Source organism: Delftia sp. ZNC0008 (assembly GCF_000799035.1).
Taxonomy (GTDB): Bacteria; Pseudomonadota; Gammaproteobacteria; order Burkholderiales; family Burkholderiaceae_C; genus Comamonas; species Comamonas tsuruhatensis.
In genome coordinates, this window is sequence record NZ_JTKZ01000252.1 from 1 (window position 1) to 25,658 (window position 25,658).

The 25,658-nt window shown below is 60.6% G+C and carries 21 protein-coding genes and 1 pseudogene; 16 read left to right on the forward strand and 6 right to left on the reverse strand.

What is annotated here, in order from left to right:
- From L995_RS34790 to nikR, 3 genes and pseudogenes are all read right to left on the reverse strand, one after another.
- Positions 1-162, reverse strand: a pseudogene (locus L995_RS34790) (DUF4198 domain-containing protein); the annotation flags it as partial.
- Positions 163-173: 11 nt separating this feature from the next.
- Complete coding sequence (locus L995_RS08275) at positions 174-2,237, reverse strand: TonB-dependent receptor (RefSeq protein WP_047470907.1); 2,064 nt, start codon at positions 2,235-2,237, stop codon at positions 174-176.
- Between the two features lie 89 nt (positions 2,238-2,326).
- Positions 2,327-2,785, reverse strand: a complete 459-nt coding sequence (nikR, locus tag L995_RS08280) for a nickel-responsive transcriptional regulator NikR (protein WP_043781638.1) — start codon at positions 2,783-2,785, stop codon at positions 2,327-2,329.
- A gap of 281 nt (positions 2,786-3,066) precedes the next feature.
- Here nikR and L995_RS08285 point away from each other — a divergent pair, with 281 nt between their 5' ends.
- Positions 3,067-3,426: a hypothetical protein gene (locus L995_RS08285; protein WP_047470910.1), complete on the forward strand. Its 360-nt coding sequence runs from the start codon at positions 3,067-3,069 to the stop codon at positions 3,424-3,426.
- A gap of 28 nt (positions 3,427-3,454) precedes the next feature.
- Here L995_RS08285 and L995_RS08290 read toward each other — a convergent pair whose 3' ends face one another.
- A complete protein-coding gene (locus L995_RS08290; RefSeq protein WP_047470912.1) occupies positions 3,455-4,090 on the reverse strand; it encodes a nitroreductase family protein in 636 nt (211 codons plus the stop codon).
- 45 nt (positions 4,091-4,135) lie between these two features.
- A complete protein-coding gene (locus L995_RS08295; protein ID WP_047470914.1) occupies positions 4,136-4,987 on the reverse strand; it encodes an EamA family transporter in 852 nt (283 codons plus the stop codon).
- A gap of 117 nt (positions 4,988-5,104) precedes the next feature.
- Between L995_RS08295 and L995_RS08300 the strand changes: the two genes are divergently transcribed.
- The 5 genes from L995_RS08300 to L995_RS08315 all read left to right on the forward strand — a co-directional run bounded on the left by L995_RS08300 (position 5,105) and on the right by L995_RS08315 (position 9,683).
- Positions 5,105-5,647 carry a MarR family winged helix-turn-helix transcriptional regulator gene (locus L995_RS08300; RefSeq protein WP_047470916.1) on the forward strand — a complete coding sequence of 181 codons (543 nt, stop codon included), beginning with the start codon at positions 5,105-5,107 and terminating at the stop codon, positions 5,645-5,647.
- Positions 5,625-5,960 carry a hypothetical protein gene (locus L995_RS34265; protein ID WP_156136014.1) on the forward strand — a complete coding sequence of 112 codons (336 nt, stop codon included), beginning with the start codon at positions 5,625-5,627 and terminating at the stop codon, positions 5,958-5,960. The genes L995_RS08300 and L995_RS34265 overlap by 23 nt, the downstream gene beginning before the upstream one ends.
- 377 nt (positions 5,961-6,337) lie before the next feature.
- On the forward strand, positions 6,338-6,829 hold the full coding sequence (locus L995_RS08305) for a response regulator transcription factor (RefSeq protein ID WP_047470919.1): 492 nt from the start codon (positions 6,338-6,340) through the stop codon (positions 6,827-6,829).
- A gap of 449 nt (positions 6,830-7,278) precedes the next feature.
- Entirely contained in the window at positions 7,279-8,592 is a 1,314-nt protein-coding gene (locus L995_RS08310; protein WP_046240757.1) for a hypothetical protein, read from the forward strand.
- 80 nt (positions 8,593-8,672) lie between these two features.
- Complete coding sequence (locus L995_RS08315; RefSeq protein ID WP_047328097.1) at positions 8,673-9,683, forward strand: hypothetical protein; 1,011 nt, start codon at positions 8,673-8,675, stop codon at positions 9,681-9,683.
- 131 nt (positions 9,684-9,814) lie between these two features.
- Here the strand turns inward: L995_RS08315 and gstA are convergent, their stop codons facing one another.
- Positions 9,815-10,447: a glutathione transferase GstA gene (gene gstA / locus L995_RS08320; protein ID WP_047470921.1), complete on the reverse strand. Its 633-nt coding sequence runs from the start codon at positions 10,445-10,447 to the stop codon at positions 9,815-9,817.
- A gap of 150 nt (positions 10,448-10,597) precedes the next feature.
- Here gstA and L995_RS08325 point away from each other — a divergent pair, with 150 nt between their 5' ends.
- The 10 genes from L995_RS08325 (at position 10,598) to L995_RS08370 (ending at position 25,645) form a co-directional block, all read left to right on the forward strand.
- Positions 10,598-10,921, forward strand: a complete 324-nt coding sequence (locus L995_RS08325) for a winged helix-turn-helix transcriptional regulator (RefSeq protein ID WP_047470923.1) — start codon at positions 10,598-10,600, stop codon at positions 10,919-10,921.
- Positions 10,922-11,014: 93 nt separating this feature from the next.
- Positions 11,015-11,995: an AraC family transcriptional regulator gene (locus tag L995_RS08330; RefSeq protein WP_047470925.1), complete on the forward strand. Its 981-nt coding sequence runs from the start codon at positions 11,015-11,017 to the stop codon at positions 11,993-11,995.
- A gap of 363 nt (positions 11,996-12,358) precedes the next feature.
- On the forward strand, positions 12,359-13,510 hold the full coding sequence (locus tag L995_RS08335) for a phospholipase D family protein (RefSeq protein WP_047470927.1): 1,152 nt from the start codon (positions 12,359-12,361) through the stop codon (positions 13,508-13,510).
- A gap of 679 nt (positions 13,511-14,189) precedes the next feature.
- Complete coding sequence (locus L995_RS08340) at positions 14,190-15,194, forward strand: HamA C-terminal domain-containing protein (RefSeq protein WP_082001519.1); 1,005 nt, start codon at positions 14,190-14,192, stop codon at positions 15,192-15,194.
- The gene (locus tag L995_RS08345; RefSeq protein WP_047470929.1) at positions 15,191-17,824 is read left to right on the forward strand and encodes a DEAD/DEAH box helicase; all 2,634 of its coding nucleotides are present in this window, start codon (positions 15,191-15,193) and stop codon (positions 17,822-17,824) included. The genes L995_RS08340 and L995_RS08345 overlap by 4 nt, the downstream gene beginning before the upstream one ends.
- 285 nt (positions 17,825-18,109) lie before the next feature.
- The gene (locus L995_RS08350; protein WP_052195775.1) at positions 18,110-18,625 is read left to right on the forward strand and encodes a DUF6933 domain-containing protein; all 516 of its coding nucleotides are present in this window, start codon (positions 18,110-18,112) and stop codon (positions 18,623-18,625) included.
- Between the two features lie 620 nt (positions 18,626-19,245).
- On the forward strand, positions 19,246-20,361 hold the full coding sequence (locus tag L995_RS08355) for a DUF4062 domain-containing protein (RefSeq protein WP_052195776.1): 1,116 nt from the start codon (positions 19,246-19,248) through the stop codon (positions 20,359-20,361).
- Between the two features lie 11 nt (positions 20,362-20,372).
- Positions 20,373-22,154, forward strand: a complete 1,782-nt coding sequence (locus L995_RS08360) for an alkaline phosphatase D family protein (protein WP_047470933.1) — start codon at positions 20,373-20,375, stop codon at positions 22,152-22,154.
- Positions 22,155-22,491: 337 nt separating this feature from the next.
- Entirely contained in the window at positions 22,492-24,108 is a 1,617-nt protein-coding gene (locus L995_RS08365) for a TIGR04141 family sporadically distributed protein (RefSeq protein ID WP_047470935.1), read from the forward strand.
- A 583-nt stretch (positions 24,109-24,691) separates the two neighbouring features.
- Positions 24,692-25,645 (forward strand): BRO-N domain-containing protein, encoded by a 954-nt coding sequence (locus tag L995_RS08370; protein WP_047470937.1) that lies wholly within the window; start codon positions 24,692-24,694, stop codon positions 25,643-25,645.
- Positions 25,646-25,658: the final 13 nt, after the last annotated feature.

The following is a 25,658-nucleotide window of genomic DNA, read 5'->3' on the forward strand; positions in this document are numbered from 1 at the left end:
CTCCAGCTTGCCCTCATGGCCGCCGAACTGCACGGTGTAGGCGCCGTCGGCATCGGGCTCCAGCCAGACGTTGTGGGCCTGGGCCAGCGGTGCGCAGGCCAGCAGCGCAGCGAACGCTGCGGCGGCGAAGGGATGGCGGGCTGTCATGTACCTGTTTCTCATTTGGGGTTTCCTCAAAACTGCGTCTGCACGCCGACCTTGAGCGTGCGCGGCGCTCCGGGCGCGAACAGCGGCACGCCGCGGATGACCGAGGCCGACGTGGCATAGGCCTTGTCCCCCAGGTTGGAGACCACGGCGTAGATGCGGCTGCGCGCCGAAGGCAGGCGCCAGCTCAGGCCCAGGTCCCAGGTGGCGTAGCCGCCATAGAAGACGCTGTTGTCGGCGGTGACGGCATAGCGGCCCACGCGGCGCCAGGTGAGCGAGCCTTCCCACTGCGCCAGCGGGCGCCAGGCCAGGCCCACGGTGGCCGTCTGCCGGGGCACGCCGGCCACCTGGTTGCCGACCAGGGCCGGGTTGCCGTTCTCGGTCACGCGCGAATGGGCGCTGCCCCAGGCCACTTGCAGGTCCAGGTTCTTGCGCACGGCCCACAGCGCGCTGGCCTCCACGCCCGTGCGGCGCGTTGCGCCGAAGTTCTCATAGACGCCGGGCGCCACGCTGCGGATCTCGCCCGAGGACTGCAGCCTATAGGCGGCCACATCCAGCACCAGGCCCGGCATGGGCTTGATCTGCGCGCCCACTTCAGTCTGGCGGAAGATGTTGGGATCGAGCTGCGCGGCGCCCAGCGCGTACTTGGCGAAATCGCTGGCCAGCGCAAATCCTTCGGACCAGCTGGCGCGCAGCAGCACACCCGGCGCCACCTGCGAGCGCAGGCCCAGCTTGGGACTGGCATGCGAGGTGCGCGCCAGCGGGCCGCAGGGGTCGCTGCCCGCCTCAGGGCCGTTGGGACGGCAGCCGCCCGTGAAGCGATCCCAGCGCAGGCCGGCGGACAGCTGCAGCAGGCGGTGAACGGGCGCATCCACCTCGGCAAAGGCCGAGAGGGTGTTGAGCCTGGAATTGCGGTCATCCAGGGCAGCGCCCGTGCGCTCGCGCCACTGCAGGCCATCGTAGAACTGGTAGTCGGTGGACTCACGCACGGCCTCCAGACCCGCCACCCAGTTGATCGGGGTCAGCGCCGTGGCATGGCGGCCATTGAGGCTGGTGCCTGCGCCGTAGACGGCGCGGTCATAGCTTTCCTCGCGCTGGCGCCACTGCAGTGCGTCGATGGGCCGGCTGAACCAGCGCGTGAAGCTTTGCTGCGTGGTGTAGGCATAGCCCAGCCAGGTCAGCCGTGGCGAGAGCGCGTACTGCACATCGGCGCGCAGCGTGGCGAAGTTCTTGCGCGTGCCATCGTTCATGGCGCGCGGATCGATGCCATGCGGATCGCGTGCGAACTGCCCCGCCGTCAGGTACGAAGGCGAGTCGCCCTCGCCGTGGTGCAGCCGTGCCGACAGCGCCACTTCCAGCTGCGACGAGAGCCGCTTGCTCCAGCGCAGGGATGCCGTGCTGCGCTGCATTTGCGACTGCGCGCGGAAACCGTCCGTGCGGTAGTGCTGGGCCGCCAGGTTCAGGAACTCGTCATCGCCCGGCTTCAGCCCCAGCGCCGCCTGAGCGTCCAGCGTGCCGTGCGAGGCCATGCTCACGTCGGCCTCGCGGTAGGGGGTGTAGTCGCCCTGCTTGCGCGTCTCTATCGCCATCAGCCCTGCGCGGTTGAAGTTTCCGTACAGCGCCGACACCGGCCCCTTGTAGATGCTGATGCGCTCCATCTCCAGCGGCACGATAACGCCCAGGTCCACATAGCCGTCGGCATGCGACATGGCCTCGTTCAGTGGAATGCCGTCCAGCACCACGCCCACGTCGCCGCCGTGCCCGCCCCCGCCGAAGCCGCGCATGACGATGGCGTCACCCACGCCGGACAGCTGGTAGTTCTGCACGTTCATGCCCGGCACCTGGCGCAGCAGCTCCTGCGGATGGCTGACATGGGCGTTGGCGATGTCCTCGGCCTCGATCACGCTGGTGGTGTAGGCGGCCGAGGCGCCGCGCGCGGTCTGGCCCTTGACCTCGACAGCCTGCAGGCTGGCCGTGGCGTTGCCCGCCTGCTGTGCACCGACATGGGGAATGCAACCCAGGCCCAGCAGGCCAGCTGCTGCAATCTGGTGCACGGCAAGGCGCCGGGAAGGGGAATTCAGGGGATGTGTCATGCGTTTCCAGGAGTTGTATGAAGAAAAAAGCAAACTTCATACCGACCTGCATGACAGGGGCTGCGCAATGCGCCCGGCCCCGGGCTGGCTCAATCGTCGTGCGAATGCGGATGGTGGTGCGCGTGATCGTGCCCGCCAGGCTCTGCCCTGCGCGCCATCACCACGTTGAGCTGGCCGTGGTGCACGCCGCGCTCGGCCGTGATGGTGTCGGCAAAGCGCCGCACGGCGCTGGCCGGGCCGCGCAGCATGACGGTTTCAATGCATTGCTCGTGGTCCAGGTGCACGTGCGTGGTGGCCATGTGCAGCTCATGGTGGTCGTGCTGCAGACTGGCCAGGCGCTCGGACAGATCGCGCTCGTGGTGGTTGTAGACATAGGACAGGTTGGCCACGCACAGGCCGTCGGCGTCCTCGCGCTCGCGCACCTGGGCCAGGTGGGCACGCAGCACGTCGCGTATGGCTTCGGAGCGGTTGTCGTAGCCGCGCGCGGCGATCCAGCCGTCGAAATCACGGGCCAGGTCGTCGTCGATGGAGATGGTGAAGCGTTCCATGGGCAGCACAAGTGAAGGGAAACAGGAAGATGGCGGCAACAGCGGAGCAGGCGCAAAAGACAGGCATCACGCCGGATCTGCCGGCCATTGTCCGGCCATCCAGGCCCTTGCCCCACATGCCTCACATGCCCCACATGCAACAGCCGCGCCAATCACTGTCGGTACGGACTGGCAATAGCGACAAACCACCACGGTCATGCTTTGTTCACATTCGCGCCATATCCGGTTACGCTGATCGAGGATGCGCGGTGCGCACCGTCGATCGCTGAAAGGGGCGCGGCATGCAGTATTCATACGATCAGCTTCTGGACATGCTGCTGTCCCTGCTGGAGGCTGCGCCCGCCTGTTCTTCTCGCGACCAGGCCTTCGAACAGCTGCGCACGCTGTGGCTGCAGACCCACACCTATTTCGCGGCGCCCGAGTCCGAGCTGCGCCGCATCGCCGGCCGCCGGCTGGTCGAACCCCATGGCTGGAAGGACCTGGACAAGGACCCCTGCTACCTGGACCACGATCCCGGCAACGGCAGCGCCCTGCGCATCTACCTGCACCGCGATGGTGGCATGGTGATACAGCGCCTGCAGGGCGACGGCCGGCAGATCCTGTTCTCGCGCCTGGGCATGCAGCTGCAGCCTGCCAGCTGAGCCTGCACCCGGCCAACCCATCCCACGCTCAGGCGTAGGCCAGGATGTCGGCCAGCGGCCTGCGCGCCTTCTGCGGGCGCAGCGTGCCGGCCGCGTGGCCCACGGCCACCAGCATCACGGGCAGTTCGTGGGCCTGCAGGCCAAAGCCCGCTGCCAGCAGTTCCGCATCGAATCCCACCATGGGGCAGCTCGCCAGCCCCAGGCCCTGGGCGGACAGCATCAGCGTCATGGCCGCCAGCGAGGCCGAGCGCACGGCCTCGTCGCGCTGCAGCTGCAGGTTGTCCGCATGCGCGGCATGGGCCTGCGCCACCCAGCCATCGGCCGTGCGCTGGCTCATCACGCCGCTGTCCACGCTGGGCTGCAAGAACTCCGCCAGCCGCGCATGGGCGGCCAGCGTGCCGCAGACGATGAAGACGGCAGAGGCGTCCTCCACCTTCTGCTGCCCATAGGCGGCGGCTTTCAGGCGCGCCTTGGCCTCGGGTGTGCGCACGGCAATGAAGCGCCAGTTCTGCAGGTTGTAGGCCGACGGGGACAGCGAGGCCTGGGCCACCAGCGCGGCCAGCGTCTCATCGGCCAACGGGCTACCCGGCTCGAAACGGTCTGCGGAAACGCGTGAAGCGATGGCCTGCCCGATGGGCATGGAGGAAAGTTCGGAAGAAGTCATGTGAAACGCTCGGTGGGAAAAAAGAGGAACCTCGATGCCAGAAACTCAGGCGCCGCGCGAAGCAGACCACTGCACCACCAGCACGCTGGCCAGCACCACCAGCAGGCCCAGGAAGGACATGCCCGTCATGGACTGCGACAGCAGCGCCCAGCCCAGGACCACGGCGGTGAGCGGGCTCAACAAGCCCAATGACGACACGGCCACCGAAGGCAGGCGCCCGATGCCGCGAAACCACAGCACATAGGCCAGCAGCGCGCCGGCAAGACACAGGTAGGCATAGGCACCCAGCTGGGTGAAAGACAGCGCGGGCAGCGGCGCATCCACCCACCAGGCCAGCGGCAGCAGCATCAGCCCGCCAAACAGCAGTTGCCAGCCCGTCAGCGCCAGCACCGGCAAGTCCACGCGCCAGCGCCGCGTCAGCCACGTGCCGGCCGCCATGCACACCGCGCCGGCCAGCGCCGCCGCCATGCCCACGGGCTCGAACACCGTCTGCGGCGACAGCAGCAGCACTGCCATGCCCGCAATGCCGGCCACGGCGGCCCACAGCGTCAGCCGCGCGGGGACCCGCCCGTCCACGCCCCAGGCCAGCGCCATCACCAGCAGCGGCTGCACGGCGCCCAGCACGGCCGCCAGCCCGCCCGGCAAACGGTAGGCCGCCACGAACAGCAGCGCCTGGAACACGCCGATGTTCAGCCCGCCCAGCACCGCCAGCCGCCACCAGCCCGAACCCGCTGGCAGCCGCCGCGTGAACAGCACCAGCAGCAGCCCGGCCGGCAGCACACGGATCAGCGCGGCCGTGAACGGCCGGTCCGGCGGCAGCAGTTCGGAAGTGACGATGTAGGTGGAACCCCAGATGGCGGGGGCCAGCGCGGTCAGCAGGATGTCGCGCCATGACATGGCAGCGCTGGCTGCAGCAGGAGCCGTGGAGGCACAGGACGATGAGGAGGAGGACATGGATTTATCTTCAATTCAAGACAAACCCATTATGCACGATTTATCTTAAAATCAAGACAAATGACCCAACCCCCATCCCAACGCCTGCCCGACCATGTCGACACCATCCTGGCCCAATGGCGCCGCGAACGCCCCGACCTGGACCCCAGCCCCATGGGCCCCATAGGCCGCATCAAGCGCTGCGCCGCCCTGCTGGAGCAGCGGCTGGAGGAATGCTTTGCACGCTTCGGCATGACCATGTGGGAGTTCGACGTGCTGGCCACGCTGCGCCGCTCGGGCGCGCCCTTCTGCCTCACGCCCACGGCCCTGTTCTCCACGCTCATGGTCACCTCGGGCACCATGACCCACCGCATGAAAAGCCTGGAGACGCGCGGCCTGGTACAGCGCCTGCCCAACCCGCAGGACGCGCGCAGCATGCTGGTGCAGCTCACCGACCAGGGGCTGGAGCTGATAGACCGCGCGGTGGAAGCACATCTGGACAACGAGCGCGCCATGCTGGCGCCCATGCCTGCCGCCGAACTGGCCGAGCTGGATGAGAGGCTCTCCCTGCTGCTGCGCGTGCTGGAGGGCGGGCCTGACGATGGCACCCGCCCTGCCCCCTGAACTGGCGTCTATCCAGGTCGTTGGAACTGGCGACGGTCGTGGTGCTCACGCCCTTCGCCATGACCCGGGAACGCTTTTGGCAAAAGAGGTGCTTCCCTTGAAGCACGTCGCAGGCACCCAGCCGCTTCTCGATAAGCCATGGCAGGAATTGCTTGCCCGCATGTCTCAAGACCTGCGCAACAGCCCGCATCCTGGACTCGGCTGGGCAATGCCAGAAAATCCTGATCACGCAAGCGCGATCCACAGAAGACCATTGACTTTCCCACAATCTGCTGCAAAAACCTTGGTGTCGAACTTTTGTAGCCAGATGTAATGATTTCGCCAGAGATTTCCACTAAGATGTCCATTCCAACGGTGAAATGGCGATAACAGATTCTCAAACGACTTTGATACTCCCTCAACGCACCACACCATCTTGATAATGGTTTACTAATCTCCCGCCTTGGATACAAAAGGCTGCCGCAGGCTGAATGCGCGCGATTTTCAATCGTCCAATGTTCAGGCTTCTTCGGCTGATCCTTTACCGCACAATTTCTACACGAATGGCATGACGCCAGTTTACTCAGGCGGTAAACAGGCGGTTTAGCGAGTTATTCAATCTTTCAAACGGCACTGTGCAAAGCAGTCTCGCCGAGGCTTCGGCGTGGAATGGCCCTATGGCATCGGTATATAAAACATTGGAGACATACCATGGACATATCGGAAATAGCTTTGGCAAATAGCGAATGCCATCTCGATGCTGCGCATCCAACAGCAGATGAAGTCATCGCGTCTGCGCTCACTGCGCGCGAAATCGATGTACTCGAAGCGATGGCCAAAGGCCTCGGCTGCAGGGACATTGCGCACAAGCTGGGCATCAGCGAACACACGGTACGCAAGCACCGCAGCAATATGTGCACGCGGCTGGGCCTGCGCAATGCCGTAGAACTCGTCACGCACGCCAGGCGGCACGGCTGGTTGAGCGCTGCCCGCTCACCGCTCCCTCTGTCGCCCCGCGAGCAGGAGGTGATGGTGCACGTGCTGGCGGGCCAGACCAGCAAGGAGATCGCACGTTCGCTTTACCTCAGCGACTTGACCGTGCGCAAGCATCGCGAAAACATTCTGCGCAAACTGGGCCTGACAAGCACCGCCCAGTTGCAGACATTTGCGCCAACGGCAACTCGCAATGGCGGCAGCATCTGATATCCAGGCCAGCGTGCATCGCCTGTCCGTGCTCACCGAATACGACATTGGAAGTATTCCATCCTCCTGATGCAATTGGGCATGATGAGTCCAACGAATACTTATGACGGTTTCAGCAGGCGCCAGTGCATTCCAGGTTTGCGCGGTTGATATGGAATATCCGCGCGAGCCTTGAAAGTCTGCAAAGGCTCATATCCCTTCACCTCTTCGCCTCTACGGTCAGCGTCCGTCGAGGCATCTTCCCGGCACCCACGTGTCGGATCCTTGCACGCAACTCAAAGGAGTATCCCGCCATGAATCATTCTTCGCGGTCACCCCCTGCGATTTCTCCCAAGCACCCCATGCCTTAGGCCCAATACCGGGCAATCATTCTCATTGGCAAAGAAAAGCGTTCATGACTTCAAACCTCATGTCGCTCCCTATCCATTCAATTTCAGGAATTGCACGCCATGTCAGATCAAGCCATGTTCAGCCAGTTGTACAACGCCCTTGTCGATAATCTCGGCACCCCGAATTTCCAGTTGCTTGGCACCCCCAAGGACTTCAGCTGGGGCACGGCTCCGACCGGGCAATGGGACCCGGCCGCCTATCAGATCGTCAGCGGCATGCCGCAGTGGTCCGCGATCGGCCAGTACGGCAGCCTCGATGCGACGCTCTTCGACGCCGTTCGTCAGATCTTTGGTCACGTGACATTCAAGGTCAGCCCCGAGCAGCAGGCCAATCAGGCGGAGCTGGCCAACCTGTGCGTCCAGAAAAGCAATGCGATGGCCAAGGCCAACAGCGACATGAACCAGTTCTACCTGAGTTCAAAGCAGAACGGCGGCTTGATATTCGCAGCCCGCTACCCTGACATCAACACCTGGCTCAACAACGCGCCGGAGGCTGCTGCCTACGTTGCCGCCATCCAGGCGGCCACCAACGCCTACAACCAGGCGGTGAAGATGAAGATGGAGCTGGAGCGGGCCAGCATGCCCAGCGATCTGCAGCGCGCCATCGACATGATGCAGATTCCGTCGGGCGACCCTGCCTCAAACAACGCACCGGCAGGCTGGACCAAGGTGCCGGATGGCTCGGGCATCCTGCGCTGGCAGCCGGACTTCCACATCGACACGACGGGCGCGGACTGGCGCGCAGCGCTCAGCAATGGCAGCGCCGGCGCGTTCTCGATCGCGATGAAATCTTCGCAATCGAGCAGCGACTTCAAGTCCTCGTTTGCCAAGGGCTCGACCAGCGTTGGCAACTTCTTCTGGAGCGTCAACGCATCGGGCGGCTGGAGCAAGTCCGACCTGTTCAACCAGGACTCGAGCTCGGCAGTGAAGATCAGCTGCGAGTCCTCCACGCGCGTGAAGGTGAATCCGGGCGACTGGTACCCGGGCGGCTTCATGAGCGAACTGGCCAAGGCCCAGCAGGGGCCGGGCGGCCAGGGCTACACCATCGTCGCCCCGTGGGTGGCCAACGGCGGCCCGGGATCGAGCTCCCTGTTCGGCCCGAACGGCATCGTCGCGGCACGGGTGTCCGAGCTGCTGGTCGTCTACAAGCCTTCGTTCGAGATCACGATGAGCGCCAACACCTATCAGCAGAACAAGCAGGCCTTCGAGGCCAGCGCGGGTGTGCGCATCGGGCCCTTCACCTTCGGTGGCACGGGCGGTCACCAGTCCGAGTACACCAAGAGCACCGCACAGGCCAATACCTTCAAGGGCAGCAGCACCTCGGTGAACCCGCAAATCATCGGCGTGATCGTCGACTTCCCGGGCATCCACTGACCTGAAGAACAGCGGGTGGGCGGGACGCCGCGGCCGGTCCCGCCCCCCCCGCCCCCCCCCGTCAACCGGAGACAGCGTTCATGAACGTGATCCATCAGTTCCTCGGCGGCCTGGCTGATCTGGTGCCTCCGCCCCCAAGGGCCCCAAGCGTATCGAGCGGGCCGAAAACCGGCATGGTGTTCAAGCGCTCGGCATCCATTTCGGCGCCGCTGGTGCGGGGGCAGATGCTGATGCCGGTGACCGCGTGGAACTGGCCGGATCCAGTGACCGGCACCATGGCCGATGCGCAGTTTCTCTTTGCAGATACGGTGCCCCAGTCCGCTGCCAATGGCGCGCTGTACCAAGCGTCGGGGCGCAGCTTTTCGCAGGGATACAAGACCTTTCTGCAGGTACTCGAAGCCTGCAAATTTCCCTATCAGTCGATGCTTGCAGGCGCCATGCAGAAGATGGCAACGCCTGCGGGCGAACCTGCATACTCGCCCACTCCTGTGGGATGGACCAAGGTGTACGAGACCGGCTACCTCCAGTGGAAACCGATCTGGACACTGCCCAAGAGTTCGTCGGAGTGGAGCGCAGCAGTGGCTGTCGGCACGATCGCAAACCCCGGCACCTTGCGCTTGAATCTCAACGACACATCCGGCCCAGGGCCGCAGGCTCCGGCTTCCCTGCAGGCCCTGGACGCTTCCGGCCGCGTCCTTGCGCTACCCGCCGCTTCGCTGGAGACGGTGACGATCACCTCTGAATGCTGGGACCAAGTGCCGATCTACCCCGGCAGCTGGTACGACGCCTCGATGGTGGCGCTGGGTCGCGGCCTGGTGCCGGATGCAGGCGTGTTCTTCGGGCCTGGCGGCCTGATGGCGTGCCGTGTGTCAACTTTCTACGTCGCGTTGAAACCCCGCTTCGACTTCACTGCCGCAGCGCCGATCCCCGCCTCGCTGCGCCAGACGCTGGACGAGGCGGACACCGTGCAGGCCATGGGTGTGACGGTTCAGCGCGCACGCGGAGACGGACAGCCAAACCAGGCCTTGCGCCTCGTGAACACGGAGCCTGCCCCCGTCATCGTGGCCGTGAGCCTTGAAACCTTGGCGTGATCCGTCACGTCCACATCACGTCACTTCACGTCAGACGATTTGCATTGGGCACCCTCAAGGCCGCAAGGCGCGGGCTGCTTGCCATGACGCAGCAAAGTGCATGGTGGCCGCATGCGTGGCGGCCCCCGGCCCTATCGCAAACCTTCGGCCTGCAGCGCCTGGCGCACGGCAGGCCGCTCCCGCATCCGCGCATACCAGCCGGCAAGATGCTCCAGGCCATCGAAGCGAATGCTCGTCTTGTAGACCGACTCCAGCCACGGCGCCTGCCCCCACTGCGTGAGCGCGAACAGATAGGCATCGGCCACGGTGAAGCCATCGCCCATCAGGTAGCACTTGCCGGCCAGTTGCGCGTTCACCCAGGCATACCGCTGCTCCAGCTTGGGCCTGGCCGTCTCCACGCCGTACTTTCCCGCCGCCACCGCATACAGCAGCGGGATGAAGCCCTTGTGGATCTCCGAATTCAGGAAGGCCAGCCACTCCAGCAGCCGATAGCGCTCCAGGCTGCCATGGGCCGGCGCCAGAAGCGACGCAGGCCCCAGGTCCGCCAAGTACTGCAGGACGGCGGGCCCTTCCCGCAGCAGGCTGCCGTCGTTCAATTCCAGCAGGGGGACATAGCCGAACGGGCTGAGCGCACGGAAGTCCCTGCCGTCTTCCGTCTGGTGGGTCTTGTGGTCCACCCGGACCAGTTGGAAATCAAGCCCCAGCTCGTTCAGGACAATGTGCGGCGCCAGCGAACAGGCGCCCGGCAGGTAATACAGCTTCATGGAATTTCTCTGGTGATGGAACAAGGGGCCTGCGCGTTCAGGCACAGCCCCTGGCCAATGTCATGCACCAGGGATAAATCTGGAAGAAGGCAATAAAACTGCCCATAGGTTAAAAAAATATACCTGCCGCCTGCCTATGATGAATGTGCTATGAAATCCAACATCTCCGGCTGCTCCGTGGAAGAAGCCATGCGCCTGCTGGGCGGCCGCTGGAGGCTGCTCATCGCCTCCTACCTCATCGACGGCCCCCGGCGCTTCAACGACCTGCGCCGCGACATGCCCGGCATCTCCCAACGCTCCCTCACCCTGGACCTTCGCGCGCTGGAGGAAGCGGGCCTGGTCAAGCGCACCGTCTACCCCACTGCACCGGTCAAGGTGGAGTACGAGCTGACGCCCGATGGGGAGCGGCTCAAGCCCGTGGTGGAAGTGATGAAGGAGTTTGGGTTGTGGGTGAAGGGCAAGGCGCCGGCCTGACGAGAACTGCGCCGGCTGGTCGTCTCCATCCGCCCCCCCCGCTGACAGGCAAGCCCCATCGCCGCATGAACGGTGATTTCCAGAAGAACGACCATGACGAACAAGCCTTCCGAGCAGGCATCCCGCGCCGAGTATGCGCGACGGATCAATCGCGTGCTCAACTACATCGATGCCCACCTGGATCAGCCTCTGGATGGCGCACATCTGGCCGACATCGCCAATTTCTCGCGCTTCCACTTTCACCGAATTTTTGCAGCATGGATGGGAGAAACGCTGGGCAGCTATGCGCAGCGCCGACGGCTCGAGAAGGCGGCGTTCCGGCTGTCCTGCGGCAGCAAGGAAACCGTGCTTGAAACCGCGCTGGCCACCGGCTTCCAATCGGGCGAAGCATTTGCGCGCGCCTTCAAACTCAAGTTTGGCTGCACGCCATCGGCCTGGCGCTCAACCACGCTTGAGCGGCTGAAAACCCAGGCGGCCGCCATCGGGCAGCCGCCAGGCAGACAGGAGAGCAATCCTGATCAGGTCTTCGGCAATCTCCATCAGGAAGACCCATGCGCGTTCGGCGAACCTCAGGGCTCTTGTCACCTGAAGGAAAAAATCGCCATGGACGTACGCATCATTGATCTACCCAAAGCACATGTCGCCTATCAACGCTTGATCGGCCCTTATGGGCCAGCCATAGGCCAATTCTGGCGAGGCACCATTGCGCCGTGGATGCACTCCAATGGCCTCAGCGATCAAACGTGCTACGGCATAGGCTATGACGACCCCTCTCTCACACCCGCCAACAAATGCCGCTATGACGCCTGCGTGGAAGTCCCCGCGCATTTCGTCGCCAGCGGCCAGGTGGATACCCAAACTCTGCCGGGCGGCCGTTACGCAGTGGCAAGGTTCAAAGGAAAACCCGAGAGCTTGGCCAACGCCTGGATGTGGCTGACGCGCGAATGGATGCCATCCAGCGGCATGCAATGTGACGACCGGCCTTGCTTTGAGATGTTTTCTGCGGCCACTGCCATGGATGCCGAGACCGGTGAGTTCTGCTGCGACATTTGCATTCCGGTGCGGGCGCTGTAAAGCGACTCAAGCCTGTTGAGGTTTGACGAATGTGTTGGGTTGGCTGGGTGAATCCACTACCCGCTGCAGGCGTTGGACCTTAGCCGTCAGGTGTCGGCTTTGCAGCGGATGCCGTCATTCGAGGACAGACGCCACGTTCCCGTTGAACAGCAGGAAGCAGTCATCGGCTGATGCGATGACAGACTGGCTTCAACGTTCGCTATCAGTGGTGCAGTGGCTGTCCTGCACAGCAAGACGAACCTGAGCTTCTAGTTCCTAGGCGCCCCGTTTCAGCGACTACTTCCACGCGCGGCTCATAAATCTCCTGTCTGCGTCCCCCCACACCATAGATACTATGGAAAGCAAACAAATGGGAGAAATGTCATGGAACTGATCTTGCTGCCCGATAGTGGTGACAAGAGCCTCGAGCATCACTACACCAATGCGCTAATGAAGGCGGTCGAGCTATATATCGTCTCGGCCTATCTAACGGAATGGGATGCTCCGGCCAAGCTAACCGACGGCTGTAAGAAGTTCCTCTTCATCATCGGCAAGGACTTCGGTATCACCCGCAAAGAGGCTTGCCGTAAGGTCATGAGGTGGCTTCCGAAGCGATTCAACGGGCAGTTCATGGCCGCGACAGGCATTGATGGCTTCCATCCGAAGGCGATGTTTTGGCGAGAGGCTGACGGCAGCTTCCACGCACTTGTCGGCTCATCCAACCTGACCAGGGCTGCGTTCTCACGCAATCACGAGGCGAACGTCTACTTCCAGTTGAGCAAGTCGCAGTTCGACACCGCATGCAGTTGGGTGGAAGCTATGACGACCTCGTGCCTCGCCGTCTCAGAGGGTTGGCTCGAGATTTACCGAGAGGCCCCTCGCGGTGGGCCGACCGGTCCATCAGGAAAGTCCTCTGAGGAGGAACTGCTGGACGCCTTGAAGTTGCCACAGATTGCCGGCGCGGCCGAAATTGTCCGCAAGCGCCGGGACCAACTCGCGAGCTATGAAGTTCACAAGGCTGGGTTGATGCGCATTTTCAAAGCTTGCGCTAAAGGGCGTACGTCGAACGAAGACTTCTATGACTCCCTGCCCAAGCACTGGAGCGTCAAACTCAACAATCGCCTGCAGGGCGCAGGTTGGGAGCGCCAGGGTAAAGCGAGTGACTTCCGTGAACTCTGCCGATCGTTTATCCGCATAGTCGACGCACCTTCTGCGACGCGGGATACGGTGGTCGCGGAGGAAATTGATTCGCTGCGCAAAAAGGGTGTCCGGTCTCGCGGCGCGTTCTTGTCCGAGATGCTTTGTCTCCGGTTTCCGGACCTCTACCCGGTCAAGAATGAGCCGGTTGAAGAGTTTTTGGCGGCCATCAAATTCAAGGGGCCGCGCGGTGCATCTGAAGGCGTTGCCTATGTCGATCTGGCACAGCGCCTCCGCATGACCTTGCGCGCCAATCCAAAGCACCCCGCCAAGAACATCGCCGAGCTGGATGCGGTGCTTTGGCTCGCCTACGGCAAGAACAGTCCAGGGCGCGAATAGGAGGCGACTAGGCCGCAGTGTTTGAAAGGTGGTTTCGGAAGTGCAGCAGTCGGACGAGGTAATCGGCTTTCAACGGCCCCTGTTGGTAAGCGCCACCGCTCAGGCCATTGGCCGCGATTGCTTCAGTTCAGCGTAGACCTGCAATTCACCCGTGAAGGCAGTCGACGGCAGCTTTGATCAGCAGCCGACATTCGGCGGTCAATCCCATGCGGCGGGAACCAGCCTGAAGTAGTCCCCCAGCACCAACTTCGGCTTTGCAGCGATTGCTGCTGCTCATCGCCTCATGGTGAGCTTCGGCCACAGCCGCATAGCGGTCGTCAGAGCTTCAAGGCTCAAGCCAACCCAACGAAAGTTCTCAGGCGGGTAGCCGAAAGTGATGGTCAGTGCAATCTGTTGGCTGCTGGAAGTCCGCTATCGAGGCTCAGGACCTAGCACTGCCAACCCAAGCGGTAGAGCACGAGCAGCGCTTCGGGGCTGAGCGCCACAGTGTGATGCTCCCCATTCCATCGGCCACCTTATAAGGTGTCAACGAAACGGGCAGCAGCGCAGACGTGCAACACGTAGGACTACCGCCAAGCTGATCGGCTACCGATGCAAAGCGCAACCGCTGCTTGTGAAGAATTCCACGCGACAATTGGTGCCTAGCAAGAGTCCTCGCTACAAGGGAAGGGATCGCGGGATGGGAGAGTCCAAACAAGGGATGGAAAAGCTCGAGGCAGACTTGGTCGCGCTCAAAGACCATGTCCAGCTTTCTAAATATGTCGCTCTAGCGACCGCCTCTGCAGATCCGTCGCAGCCCGCGACCAGCCTTATGCACGTGCGGCTCCAAGAGAACTTGGCGAACGTACAAAGCTTCGCCAGATATCTTTGGAGCCGAACGGCAAACTATGCACTATCTCGCAAACGAAGGCTTGAGTTCGAGGCTGAGCAAGCCGCCCTCCCACCTGGCGACATGAGCGTTTCGCTCTCAATCGCGGATGCGACACGCGATGCTTTCCTTGAATTCAACGAGAAGTACCCACACCGCTCAAGCGAGGTGGGCGAGGTTCTTGCTTACTGCATCGCCATTGAGCAGCTTGGCGCGGCGCAGCTTGCCGCCAAGATGTCGTTGAAGACTAATAACAACATGCCTGTGCATGGCCTCGACGGCATTCATGCCATTGTCGAGGGCGGTTGGCTGGTGATCTATTTCTTGGAGTCGAAGCTAAATAAAACCGCAAATGGCGGTGCCGCAGACTTCGCGGAGTCGGTTGCGGACTTCACCTCCAACAAGAAGCAATATCGCCGCGAGTACTCCATCGTCAGGGACCTGGGCAACCTAGACACACTGGATGAGGAGAGCCGTAAGGTCGCTTTGCGTTACTTCGACGTCATGGCGTCGCCCGACGATGTTCCCAAACGCGAGCGCTACGTGGGTGTGGTGTTGTACTCGGACGACAAGCTGTTCAATGGTCTACCACCAGTGAACAATCAGCAGCAACCTGGTTTTCATGAAAAAGAGCTTTCCGCTACTTACACGCAGGAACTTGTACATCACCAGAAAGCTGCCATGAAGCACCTCACCGACCACGGTGCAGATCCCAATAAATGCCTCGTCTACTTTGTCGTCGTCCCTGACACGGATGAAGTGCGTGAGCTGTTCTACGGCGCCATGGGGTATGTGCCCAAGAAGGTGCAACCATGAGCTCATTCGCACTGGAGCTATCTCAGCGTTTCACAAGCAATGACAAATACTGGACGCTGCTGGCCTCTCTGCAGTCGGCAGGCGTCGCCAAGACGCTGGCGAAGGCCCCGGTGACCGAGGATGTCAGCGCCGACGACCTTGCCAAGCTTTTGTACTGTGCCGAAGTCTTCGTCCAAACCGAAGATGAAAACCTGCACCGTCAAGCTCAAGAGATTGCCATCCAGTCGCTGCTGGTTACCCAGGATGGACAGGCGCGTGAGCGCGCACTGGGTCTTCTGGGCGAGCTGGGAAACTTCCCTAGTCTTAAGTTCGCTGAGCAGAACATCGGCAGGGGCGATGACACCTTGCTTGGGCTCGTCAATCGTCGGATATCAGAGCGGGCCAGTAGTGTCCAGATTGGAAAAGAAACTCTTGCGCTCACTGCGTATCAGCGAAGGGTTTGGCAAAGCCTGCCAGCAAAGGCTTCCCAAGTCATCACCGCGCCGACGTCGGCTGGCAAGTCCTTCCTGGTCCTCGAACACATTTACCGGCAGGCCGAGAGCAGCGAGCACTTCACAGCGGTGTACCTTACGCCGACGCGCGCCTTGCTGTCAGAGGTCCAGGGCAAATTACACGCCCGATTCGGCGGGAGGGCCAACATCAGAATCTCTGCAGTTCCATCTCTTGACCATCTTGAGCGGCCAAAGCAAATCTTTGTGCTCACCCAGGAACGACTCAGCAGCCTGCTATCAGTGGCACCAGATGACATGTCTTTTGACATCGTGGTCGTGGACGAGGCCCAGAACATCGCTGACGACGCCAGAGGCATGATTCTTCAGGACTGCTTGGAGAGGATCGCGCAGCGGTCCTTTGCAACCAAGGTCATCTTGCTAGCACCAGGAGCAGAGGGGATGCCGGCTGTGGCTCGGTCTTTTGGCGTCACTGAGCTGGTGCCCCTCTCAACTAGACTGTCGCCGGTTCAGCAGAACCGCATTGTTCTCAGCAAGGTCAAAGGCAAGCACTTCGAGCTAAACATTGCGCTTATGGGCCGCGACGGCGTTCGGCTGCCGATGGGCAATGTACGAGTTGAGCGTTCGCTTGAAAACAAGGCGAGCCGCCTTGCCAGTGTGGCTGTTGAACTGGGCGGCAACGACGGGTCACTCCTCTACGAGACCGGAGCTCGTGAGGCCGAGAAGACTGCTGCACTGCTCACCGCCCTTCTGAATTCAAAGCACGGGGAGCTCCGAGATGGATCGCTGGAGGAGCTGTCAACGTTCATCCAAGAGCACGTCCACCCTGAGTACCAGCTGGCGTCCATGGTGCGGCAAGGCGTCGCTTACCACTACGGTCGCATGCCGAGCTTGCTTCGCGAGGCGATAGAGTCCTCGTTTAAGCAAGATGCAGGCGGCGTCAAGTACCTGGTCTGCACCACGACTCTTGCCCAGGGGGTCAACCTCCCGGCTCGCAACGTGTTTATCGACACACCTACTAGAGGGGCAGGCAAGCCACTGGACCCGGCGCTGCTCTGGAACTTCGCCGGCCGGGCCGGCAGGCTAAACCACGACATCGTCGGCAATGTGTTCCTGCTCAACTATGAGGAGTGGAACTCCAAGCCGATGGACCAGTTTGTGCCGTTCCGAGTCAAGCCAGCTCTCGCTGAGACTCTCGTCAACCATGGAGCAGTGGTCAAACAGGCGTTGCTCGACGGTGCGCTGCCAGCAGAGCAAATCAGCAAGCCAGAGACGTTTCGCATTCGAGCATGCGCCGGTCTGCTGGTGGCACATGCCGCTCGGCAGGATCTCAGGCCTTATCTCGCCCGCGTATTGCCGACATCGGACGACGCAGTTGTCGACGATCTAGTGGAAGCGGCGGAAAGCGCTTACGCAAGCATCGGGCTGCCGGACTACATCTTGGCGGAGAACTGGACCATGGATCCGTTCGGTCTGCGCAAACTCTACGACTTCCTCATAACCAAGATTGGCGAGGGCGCGGTCCAGGAGCTCATCCCCGTTCCGCCGACCGACGCACCCACCGGGCACTACGAGAAGATTTTCGGTCGCATGGTCGAGCTGGTGACCGGCAAGTCGATGAAGTTCGGAATGCTCGCTGCTCCGTTGGCACTGTGGTGGATGAAGGGCATGCCCTATCCCGTAATGCTGAAGCTGTGGGCTGAGCGCCGCACAAGGACGGAAAAGCGAAAGGCGGCGATAGCCGAAGCTGAGGGAAAAAAACCGCCAAAGATGAAGACTATCAACCAACACATCTACGAGGCCTTCTCGCTCATAGAGGATGTGGTTCGATTCCAGTTTGTGCAGCTAGGCAAGGCTTATCGAGACGTCTTACTCCTTGCATTGCGCGTTACGGGGAACGAGGCCCTTGTGCCGAACGTCTATCCGTTCGCACTCGCCCTTGAACTCGGAGTTTCCACTGAAGCGGGGACCGCCTACGTGGAGCTGGGACTTTCGCGAATCGCAGCCGCAGCACTTGAGGCTCTTGCACCACCTGGCGAAACCTTGACCGCTGCCGATGCAAGGCAGTTGCTGGCTGACCTGGACCCTACCAAGACTACGCTAGGACCCATCATCTTGGGTGAGTTGCGCCGGCTAGGCCTTGTGGATGAGACAAAATTCGAGCATTCAACGGAGGCCTGATTCATCCGGCCAATTGCCCCTGAGGCCTCTTTGCTATGAGCGACTGTGTTCAACCAATCTGAAGCGAGGAACAGGACTTGCAGGCCTGTAGATGGCTGACGACGGCGGCAGGCCATCGTCAGCTTTCTTCGCAGCCTACCCTGTCACTACTGCATATGGGCAGACGCCTGTGGCGACCCACTTGTGCCCCCTCTGGCCGTACCTAGCGCCATCGTTGAGCCATCTGGCCCGACGGCGGCAGCATGCGGGATACTTCAAGAGGAATTCAATCCCGCCGCTCCCTCCATGTTCACAATTCGATGCACCCAAAAGCTCCTAGCCCGGCTTGGCTCCGCTCCAGTGACCATCATCACAACGCCGGACACTGTTCTGGGTGACTGGTACGCCAATCTGATTCGCGTCGGACGGATGCAAGTGGTTCTCGCCGTGAGCGAGAGAACGCTGTTACCTCTGGTGGTTCCGGCCAAGGAATCCCGCAGGTTGCTCGTCCCACGTTTGATTGAGGCACTGGGAGAGCAACTCTTGTCGATAGGCGTGCCGCAAGAAGACGTGCAGGTTGAGTTGCAGGCCATGCAAAGCAGTGCAATCGCGAAGACAGCTAACCGACGTGTACTCGGCTCCCTAAACGATCTCGCCTTCCAGCTGGAGACTGGAATCAAGCACTCGCCAGATCGCAGCCTCATGGAGCTCTCGCTGTGGTTGGCAAAGACACCGCTCACCTACATCGAGCAAGCGTCGCCAAAATATGCGACCGTGGCAGCGTTTGCCACACGACGTGCGCTGTCCAAATTTGTTGCTTGAGTGGTTGGTATGAGCGCCATACCCCACCCGTTGAAAGTGAAGCAGTCGCTCTTGGAACTTCGGCCAATATCCTGTGTGCAGCGGTTGCTGTCGAGCACAATGTTTGCCTCTTGGGCTGCTATTGGCCAGGAAGTGAATGCTCAAATCAAGCTTCTTGGAGAATATTTTGGCGCCTAACTATATGGCGCTACTCCTGTGCGCGAGCTTAGTGGATCGACTTTAGGCAAGTCCGGCGCACTCGGTCTATCCCTTCTCGGTGTCGGATCTTATCGCTGCGCTTCTTGGAACGTCGTAGCGATCTCCGAGGCATGTTAGTGCGCATTGCAATCGCCCCAGTGCGGGGCCGGCGATGCTCCTGCACGTCTGCATGGATCCAAGAAAACTCAATGCTTCCTTCAGTGTGAGCTTCAATGGGTTAGTACTAAAGCATGGCCAAGCAGTGTTCTGATACGCTTGTAAAAAAAAGCGACTGTCAGAGTTGTATGACTGGACTCGTCGTCATGCAGCGTGGGCTACGCGAGAAGGCACGGGCCTTCCAAGCATGTTGGTTAGTAAGACGGATACAGCCCTTCTGGCATTTAGTTACGCATCGTCTTTCAATACAACCACAGGAGCGCTTCTTGGCCAAGTCTCTTATCAGAGTAATGCTGTCCAGCCGATGTGTGGATGCTTTTCCTGCAGGTAGCAAAACCAATCTTACAGACCTGCGAAAAGAGCTAAAAAGGGAAATCGAATCAGCTGAGATGCTGGGACGAAAGCTGTTTGAGGTCTGGATCAACGAAGACGCACCGCCGGCCGAGGGCGCACAAGATAGCTGGGATGCCTGTCTGCAAGCCGTGCGCGATTGCGATGTACTTATTGTGCTGTCCAACGGCAATGCAGGCTGGGCGGCAGGCGACCAGGACATAGGCATCTGCCACGCGGAATACATGGAGGGCCTTCGTTCTGCGCAAGCCAAGGTGCGCCTGGTGGCATTGCCGACAGTGGCCGGCGCTCCGGGCTCTGCAGGCGAGCGCAACCTGCGCTTTCAGGACTATATCTCGCGGCAGAGCGCCTTCCGGGGCGGCGAGGTGAAGACCGTTGCCGATGCCAAAAAACGCGTGTTCGAGGCTCTCTTGGATGCCGTGGTTTCGCTGACGCAACGGGGCGTACAGGCTGCCGCGTCGACGCGTTTCGATGTCGGCGCCGCCCTGGACTGGTCCCGGTTCGACTTCCGTCAACGAAAAATGGCCATGGAGTCAACGCTCAAAACAGCCTTGGGCGGGCTCAAGGGCGCCAAGGCGGTGGACGGCGGTGTGGTGGTCAACCTGGATGGTAAGGACGTAGCTGTAGTAGTTCACGCGATTCCGGCCTCGTTCAGCGTGGCCGCGGCGCGCGAGCTGGTGGGGCGGCCCTTCCTGGAAGATCACCAACGCGTCAAGCTACTGGCTTCTGCGCACGGGCCGTTGCACTTGATTGCCTGTCACCGCGGTGCGACAGAAACCCAGGCCACGTCGCTACTAGGATTTCCTGATGCGACGGTGGTGAGCGGACCCTTTGGGGTGTTCGTGGCCGATGACGTGCAGAAGGTGCAATTCGCATTCTTGGCCAACTGTCGAGACGACTCTCAGACGCGACACGCCAGTCAACGGTTTTTTGAATGGTTGCAACAAACCGGTGAAGCAGCGCTGGTGGCACGCAGGGCTGTGTCTCGCGCTCGGATCGTTAAGGTGGTAGCGAAAGAAATAAATACGTGAGGAGGCCTAATATGAATGAAAAAGATCTGCTGCTGGGGCCGGTGTTGTCGTTCCGCGGTATCGGAAAAGGGGATGCTTGGCGAGTAACGGCACTGATTGGCCTCAAGGCAGGAGCGCAGATCCCGGAGTTCCAAGTGGATGGCAAGGCATGTTCAGCACCTAAGGAGCTGTGGTCAACCCGTGGCGAGCGCTATCTGCGCTACGACATTTCCTGCAAAGTCCTGAAGGACGAGCGCACGGTGAGCTACGGTATCCCTGGTGGACTGGCCTGGAACATGACGGTGCCTGGCAAGGATTTCTCTCCGCGCATGGCCTATGTATCGTGCAACGGATTCTCTGATCCTGCGGTGATGAGAAAAATCATCCGGACGTCGGATGCGGTGTGGGAGGACCTGCTCTACAGCCATGATCGCAAACTACGCAGAAAGCCTGGGGAGGGAGAAGCCAAGCTGCTGGACAAGGAGCAGTTGTGGCATGAGAAGCGCATTCACGACAAAGGCCTACAGCGTTTTCACTTGATGCTCATGGGCGGCGACCAGATCTACTTTGACTCTATTTGGGAAGACATCAAAGCGCTGCGGCAATGGGTTGGCCTGCCTCGCCAGGCCCAACTAGACTTCAAGGTCAGCAAGTCTCTCGAACGGGAGATAGAGGCCTACTACTTCGGCCTGTACAAACAACGATGGCTCCCCATTGAGAGGCAGCCATGGTCGTCCGCGACAGCTGCGCTTGATGCGGGAGCAGCGATGGCGTCCATGCCAACCATCATGGTGTGGGACGACCACGACATCTTTGACGGCTGGGGGTCATACAGTTGCGAGATGCAGAACTGCGAGCTATTTCAAACACTCTTCCGCCATGCGCGCAGGGCGTTCTGGGTGTTTCAGATGCAACATGCACTGGAGGATCTGCCTGAGTTGGAGGACACAACGCCCGCAGGATTCACTCGTCAGGATCCTCTGCTAAAGCCTATTCCGTGGAGCAAGGTGCTTGCCAAAGATACGCTGGCACTTCCGCTGCTCGACAGCCAGCCAGGATTTACGTCTGCCTATTCGATTGGACCAGTATCTGTCGTCGCTGCCGACTTGCGAACGGAGCGTTCCCGAACCCAAGTCATGGGATCGGATACGTGGCGGCAAATCAAAGAATGGACCGGCAACCTAAAGTCTGGAGGCGCTGGTCCGCAACCGAAGATTGGATGTCAACACCTATTGTTCATGTCCTCCGTGCCGGTTGTGCACCCGAAGCTGCCATTGGCAGAACTGTTCTTGGATAAATTCGGGCAGGATCATGTCACCGATAGCAACGCCGACGACCTCAAAGATCACTGGTCCCATGATGACCACGAGGGGGAACGAAAGCGACTGCTAGAAGTACTATCTAATTTTGCTCGCGACAAGAAGATTCGAGTTTCCTTGGTTTCCGGGGACGTGCATGTTGCCGCGTGGGGAACGGCCTACCGCAAAGACCTGCCCGCTTCGGAAACATGGTCGCAGATGCACCAATTTACGTCGTCTGCCGTTGTTCACCCATCGCTGATGGGGGTGACAGAGCGGCTGTTTCTTGCTTGGTTGAACTCCAACGCCAAGAAGCCTCAAAACATCGATGTGCAGTATGTCGCTGAAGTCATGACGTTTCCGGGACATGACACTCATGTCATGGCCGCGCGCAACTGGCTTGCCTTGGAGCTAGATCTTGGGGCACTTGAAGGGTGCAAGCTTTGGGCAACCTGGCGATGTGAAACAGAGACTAATTTTTCAAACCATTTGGTTGCGGTGGCACCTATTACATAGGCTGATTCACTCGGAGCAGAGTGGTTTCGTGGACTGGAATCCGGAAGCAGTTTCTGGGAAGTCTGTGGACCAGTTGTGAAACGTCAAAAGTTTGCTTTTTGACGAGCTCTGTCAGGAACTAGGCTCCATACCGGCTACGTGCGAGATGCTTTGACTGCAGCTTCAACACTACAAGTAGATCAGGTCAGCCTGATGAAACGCTTCTGTTGAAAATGCAGCGAAGACCACTGCAAGTTCCAGCCTGTCGGAGCTTACGGATGTTGTTGTTTTACTATGGTTGAGAAAAAGATGGCGCTCCGAGTCGTGCGCTGGCGTCGAACGCAACTGGGAGAATGAGATGGCTAAAAGCTACCGCCGCTTGAACCTTTTTATGGCGAAGCCTTTAGGCGACGGCCAAATATTTGCGGATCTGCTTGCTGATGCACTAGTGGACACCTACCCAATGGCAGACACCTTAGGTATCGACGGAGCCCTTTACGTGAGACGAAGTGCTGAGAAGAGGCCTAGTTGGGGGCCTTTGCTCGACGAAGTTGCGGGCCGCGTCATACCCGACCTCGCAAATCGATCGAGTTCTGCGGTGCTATTGCTTCGAGTGGACAGCGACGTCTTTGCCTTTACCTTTGGCTACGGCCGGTATTTGATCGACCAGTCACTGTTCGTTCAGGACTTTGGCCTCCGTACAGCGCTCAACACCCTCGACGACAAATCACTGCGCAGCGTCGACTTGCATACCCTCGAAGACCAGCCTGTTCAGAAGAAGTCTCAGGCTGCTCGCGACTCGGAGGTAGGCGTCTTCGGGATTGACATCCTAAGGGATGTTCTTCGCGCTGTGACGGGCGTACCCAAGCGTGGAGTTGGCCTTAGGCAGATCGCCGGTGGAGATGCGATGTTCTCCTTTGGCTCCGAAATGGAAACCGCAGATTTCCCCGCGTTGGCCCGCCGCATCAAAGGCTACTACGTCAATGACGACTACAAAACGTCATTCTCGTGGGTGGACAACGTCCGTAAGGTCAAGGATAACGCTTCGGTCGACGCGCTGAACGCGCAGTTGCTTCAAGCTGTCTCCGCGCGCAATCCTGGAGTCATGGTCACACTGCCGGAGATCGGCACCTGGGACACGATTCTCGGATTTAGTTTTACGCGGAACAAAGAGAGTGTGCGTCCCGTCATCCATTCGGCCGATTACCTCGCCACCATTCCTGATCTGGCGCGCCTAACTGTCGAGAGCTTGAAGCGCGACAGGCTTTTTGTCCACGATATCGATGGCAACGTGACCGAACACCCGGTGTATCGCTGTATCTACTACGAGATCGTCGATGGCGATAAAACGAAGATCATCTTCGATGGCAAGTGGTACGAGGTTGACGCAACATTCATTGGCCGTATTGCCGAGACATTGGACTTGGTTCAGATATCCACCCTTTCATTCCCACCAGTTGAAGTGTGGGCCGAAGGAGGTAAATCGAAAATTGAGTCCGAGGGCGACTACAACACTCGAGCGGCGGCGGCGCATGGATATTTCCTGCTGGACAAGAAGCTCGTCAAGACCGACCGGGCTACATCGTCCATAGAACTCTGCGATCTCCTGACTCCTGCCAAGCAATTGGTGCACGTAAAGCATCGCAAGGGCGGATCGGCTGGACTGAGCCATCTCTTTGCTCAGGGTGGTGTGGCTGCTGAAATCATGCTCGGCGACAAAGCCTTCCGCAAGAAGGCGCGAAAGGTGCTACGCGGTGTAAATCCAGCTGCTCGTGATCTCGTGCCCTTGGACACCCTCAAGAGCGCTGACTATGAGATTGTTTTTCTAATCCTAGGTGAGGACAGTGCGACGCTCAAGCAGAACTTACCGTTTTTTAGCAAGGTGAACCTGTCGAAAGCGTTCGAAAACCTCACCCAACGTGGATATCGGGTTTCGATCGCTGGCGCTCCGACGACACAGCGCTTGACGCCTTGATCAGGAAGCTGCACGGGCAGTAACGGAGGTTCAAAGGGTACTGCGTTGCTGGTGCTTCACGGCCCTCAGCTATCCGTTGACAAGTAAAACTCGGTGACAGTGCACAGCGACAGCGGACGATGGCCTACTGACTGCTCTGCACAAAAGAGCCGCTGGTCGGCGGTCCTACTGAGAAGGGCTGCATTCAGCCTGAAGCCGTCGTTCAACCGCCTGCGGTGGCCTACTACTGACGCACAGGCCTTGAACCACTGAACTGCGAAGAAACCAAAACAGGTGTTGCCCTCGCAATTCACTGCAAAGCCCCTCATTCAACACCTCCCTACACCCTCCATCCAGCACCCCTACGTAACCGCTTTGGGCAGCTCCCGCACGCCCACACCTGCTACGATCCCCCCGGTGCTCAACACACCTTCATAGGCGGAAGTCACTCCCGAAAGTCAGTGGCGTTTCGTCCATACGCTTTGTCTTGCCCTGCAATCCAGGGCAAGTCTTGTTTATGGCCGGGCTGCCCGCCGCTGCATAAAGCCATTGCGGCAAAGACAGACGGGCAACCCTATGACCGTGTTGACATAGGAGGCCATTCATGGCTTTGCGATCCCCCTCCCGTGCCGTCCCCGCAGACGACATCACCCCCCAAACCCTCCACTTCGGCGACATCCCGATCCGCACGTTCTCCAAGAACGGCGTGACCTGGTTCCTTGCCAAGGATGTGTGCACTGCCCTGGGAATCTCCCGCCACAAAGTGGCCACGGGCAAGCTCGATGAGGCCCAGCGCTGCACCGTCCGCCTTGCCAGCGAGCCCGGCCGCAAGCCCAGGCGCCAAGCCGTGGCTGGCATCAGTGCAGACGGACTGCATTCACTGATCCAGGCCAGCCCCTCACCTGAGGCCAAGCGCTTCAGGCGCTGGGTGAAGCACAAGGTCCTGGCCAGCATGGATGCATCGGCCAAAGTCAGCAAAACCAAGCGCAAGACCCGGCCCGGGCACGATGCCATGCACCCGCCTCAGAGCCTGATCCCGGGGCCCGCGCCCAAGGTCTTGCGCCGCATCCGCACCTGCGATGACCTGTCTTTCACACGGCGCAATGCGAAGGGGGAGCGCATTCAGTGGTTTGTGCCGCCACGCGTGAACAGCGGGCATGAGCACTACGGGATTGGAGAGATCTGGTTCAGCGAGGTGGTGGAGCTGGCCCGCCACAACCCCCGGCATGCCTATGACGCCATGCGGTTTGCGGGGCCGGAGATGGCGCGGTACTGGAACCATGGGCACCCTGACGGGTTCTTTGACCGCATGGCGCGTTGGGCGCTGGGGGCCATTCTTGCCAATGCGCAGGAGCCCGCGCTGCCATTCGAGCTGCCCTGCCTGGGCTTTGCGCCGCTGGAGGGCATGGACGCCATGCTGGCCACCGCTGTGCCGCCCCGGCCGCTGCCCGACCATGTGCAGGAAGCCATAGACAGGCAGGCCTGGCAGGAGGCGGCCGAGTGCCAGCGGCACTACTACGAGCGCCGCCGCCGTGACCTGATGGCGCGGCACGACTGAGGCGGGCGCGGCG

Excerpts from the sequence above, each read along its gene's own strand:
- L995_RS08275 (WP_047470907.1), bottom strand. The coding sequence starts at position 2,237 with ATGACACATCCCCTGAATTCCCCTTCCCGGCGCCTTGCCGTGCACCAG.
- nikR (WP_043781638.1), bottom strand. The coding sequence starts at position 2,785 with ATGGAACGCTTCACCATCTCCATCGACGACGACCTGGCCCGTGATTTC.
- L995_RS08285 (WP_047470910.1), top strand. The coding sequence starts at position 3,067 with ATGCAGTATTCATACGATCAGCTTCTGGACATGCTGCTGTCCCTGCTG.
- L995_RS08290 (WP_047470912.1), bottom strand. The coding sequence starts at position 4,090 with ATGACTTCTTCCGAACTTTCCTCCATGCCCATCGGGCAGGCCATCGCT.
- L995_RS08295 (WP_047470914.1), bottom strand. The coding sequence starts at position 4,987 with ATGTCATGGCGCGACATCCTGCTGACCGCGCTGGCCCCCGCCATCTGG.
- L995_RS08300 (WP_047470916.1), top strand. The coding sequence starts at position 5,105 with ATGACCCAACCCCCATCCCAACGCCTGCCCGACCATGTCGACACCATC.
- L995_RS34265 (WP_156136014.1), top strand. The coding sequence starts at position 5,625 with ATGGCACCCGCCCTGCCCCCTGAACTGGCGTCTATCCAGGTCGTTGGA.
- L995_RS08305 (WP_047470919.1), top strand. The coding sequence starts at position 6,338 with ATGGACATATCGGAAATAGCTTTGGCAAATAGCGAATGCCATCTCGAT.
- L995_RS08310 (WP_046240757.1), top strand. The coding sequence starts at position 7,279 with ATGTCAGATCAAGCCATGTTCAGCCAGTTGTACAACGCCCTTGTCGAT.
- L995_RS08315 (WP_047328097.1), top strand. The coding sequence starts at position 8,673 with ATGAACGTGATCCATCAGTTCCTCGGCGGCCTGGCTGATCTGGTGCCT.
- gstA (WP_047470921.1), bottom strand. The coding sequence starts at position 10,447 with ATGAAGCTGTATTACCTGCCGGGCGCCTGTTCGCTGGCGCCGCACATT.
- L995_RS08325 (WP_047470923.1), top strand. The coding sequence starts at position 10,598 with ATGAAATCCAACATCTCCGGCTGCTCCGTGGAAGAAGCCATGCGCCTG.
- L995_RS08330 (WP_047470925.1), top strand. The coding sequence starts at position 11,015 with ATGACGAACAAGCCTTCCGAGCAGGCATCCCGCGCCGAGTATGCGCGA.
- L995_RS08335 (WP_047470927.1), top strand. The coding sequence starts at position 12,359 with ATGGAACTGATCTTGCTGCCCGATAGTGGTGACAAGAGCCTCGAGCAT.
- L995_RS08340 (WP_082001519.1), top strand. The coding sequence starts at position 14,190 with ATGGGAGAGTCCAAACAAGGGATGGAAAAGCTCGAGGCAGACTTGGTC.
- L995_RS08345 (WP_047470929.1), top strand. The coding sequence starts at position 15,191 with ATGAGCTCATTCGCACTGGAGCTATCTCAGCGTTTCACAAGCAATGAC.
- L995_RS08350 (WP_052195775.1), top strand. The coding sequence starts at position 18,110 with ATGTTCACAATTCGATGCACCCAAAAGCTCCTAGCCCGGCTTGGCTCC.
- L995_RS08360 (WP_047470933.1), top strand. The coding sequence starts at position 20,373 with ATGAATGAAAAAGATCTGCTGCTGGGGCCGGTGTTGTCGTTCCGCGGT.
- L995_RS08365 (WP_047470935.1), top strand. The coding sequence starts at position 22,492 with ATGGCTAAAAGCTACCGCCGCTTGAACCTTTTTATGGCGAAGCCTTTA.
- L995_RS08370 (WP_047470937.1), top strand. The coding sequence starts at position 24,692 with ATGGCTTTGCGATCCCCCTCCCGTGCCGTCCCCGCAGACGACATCACC.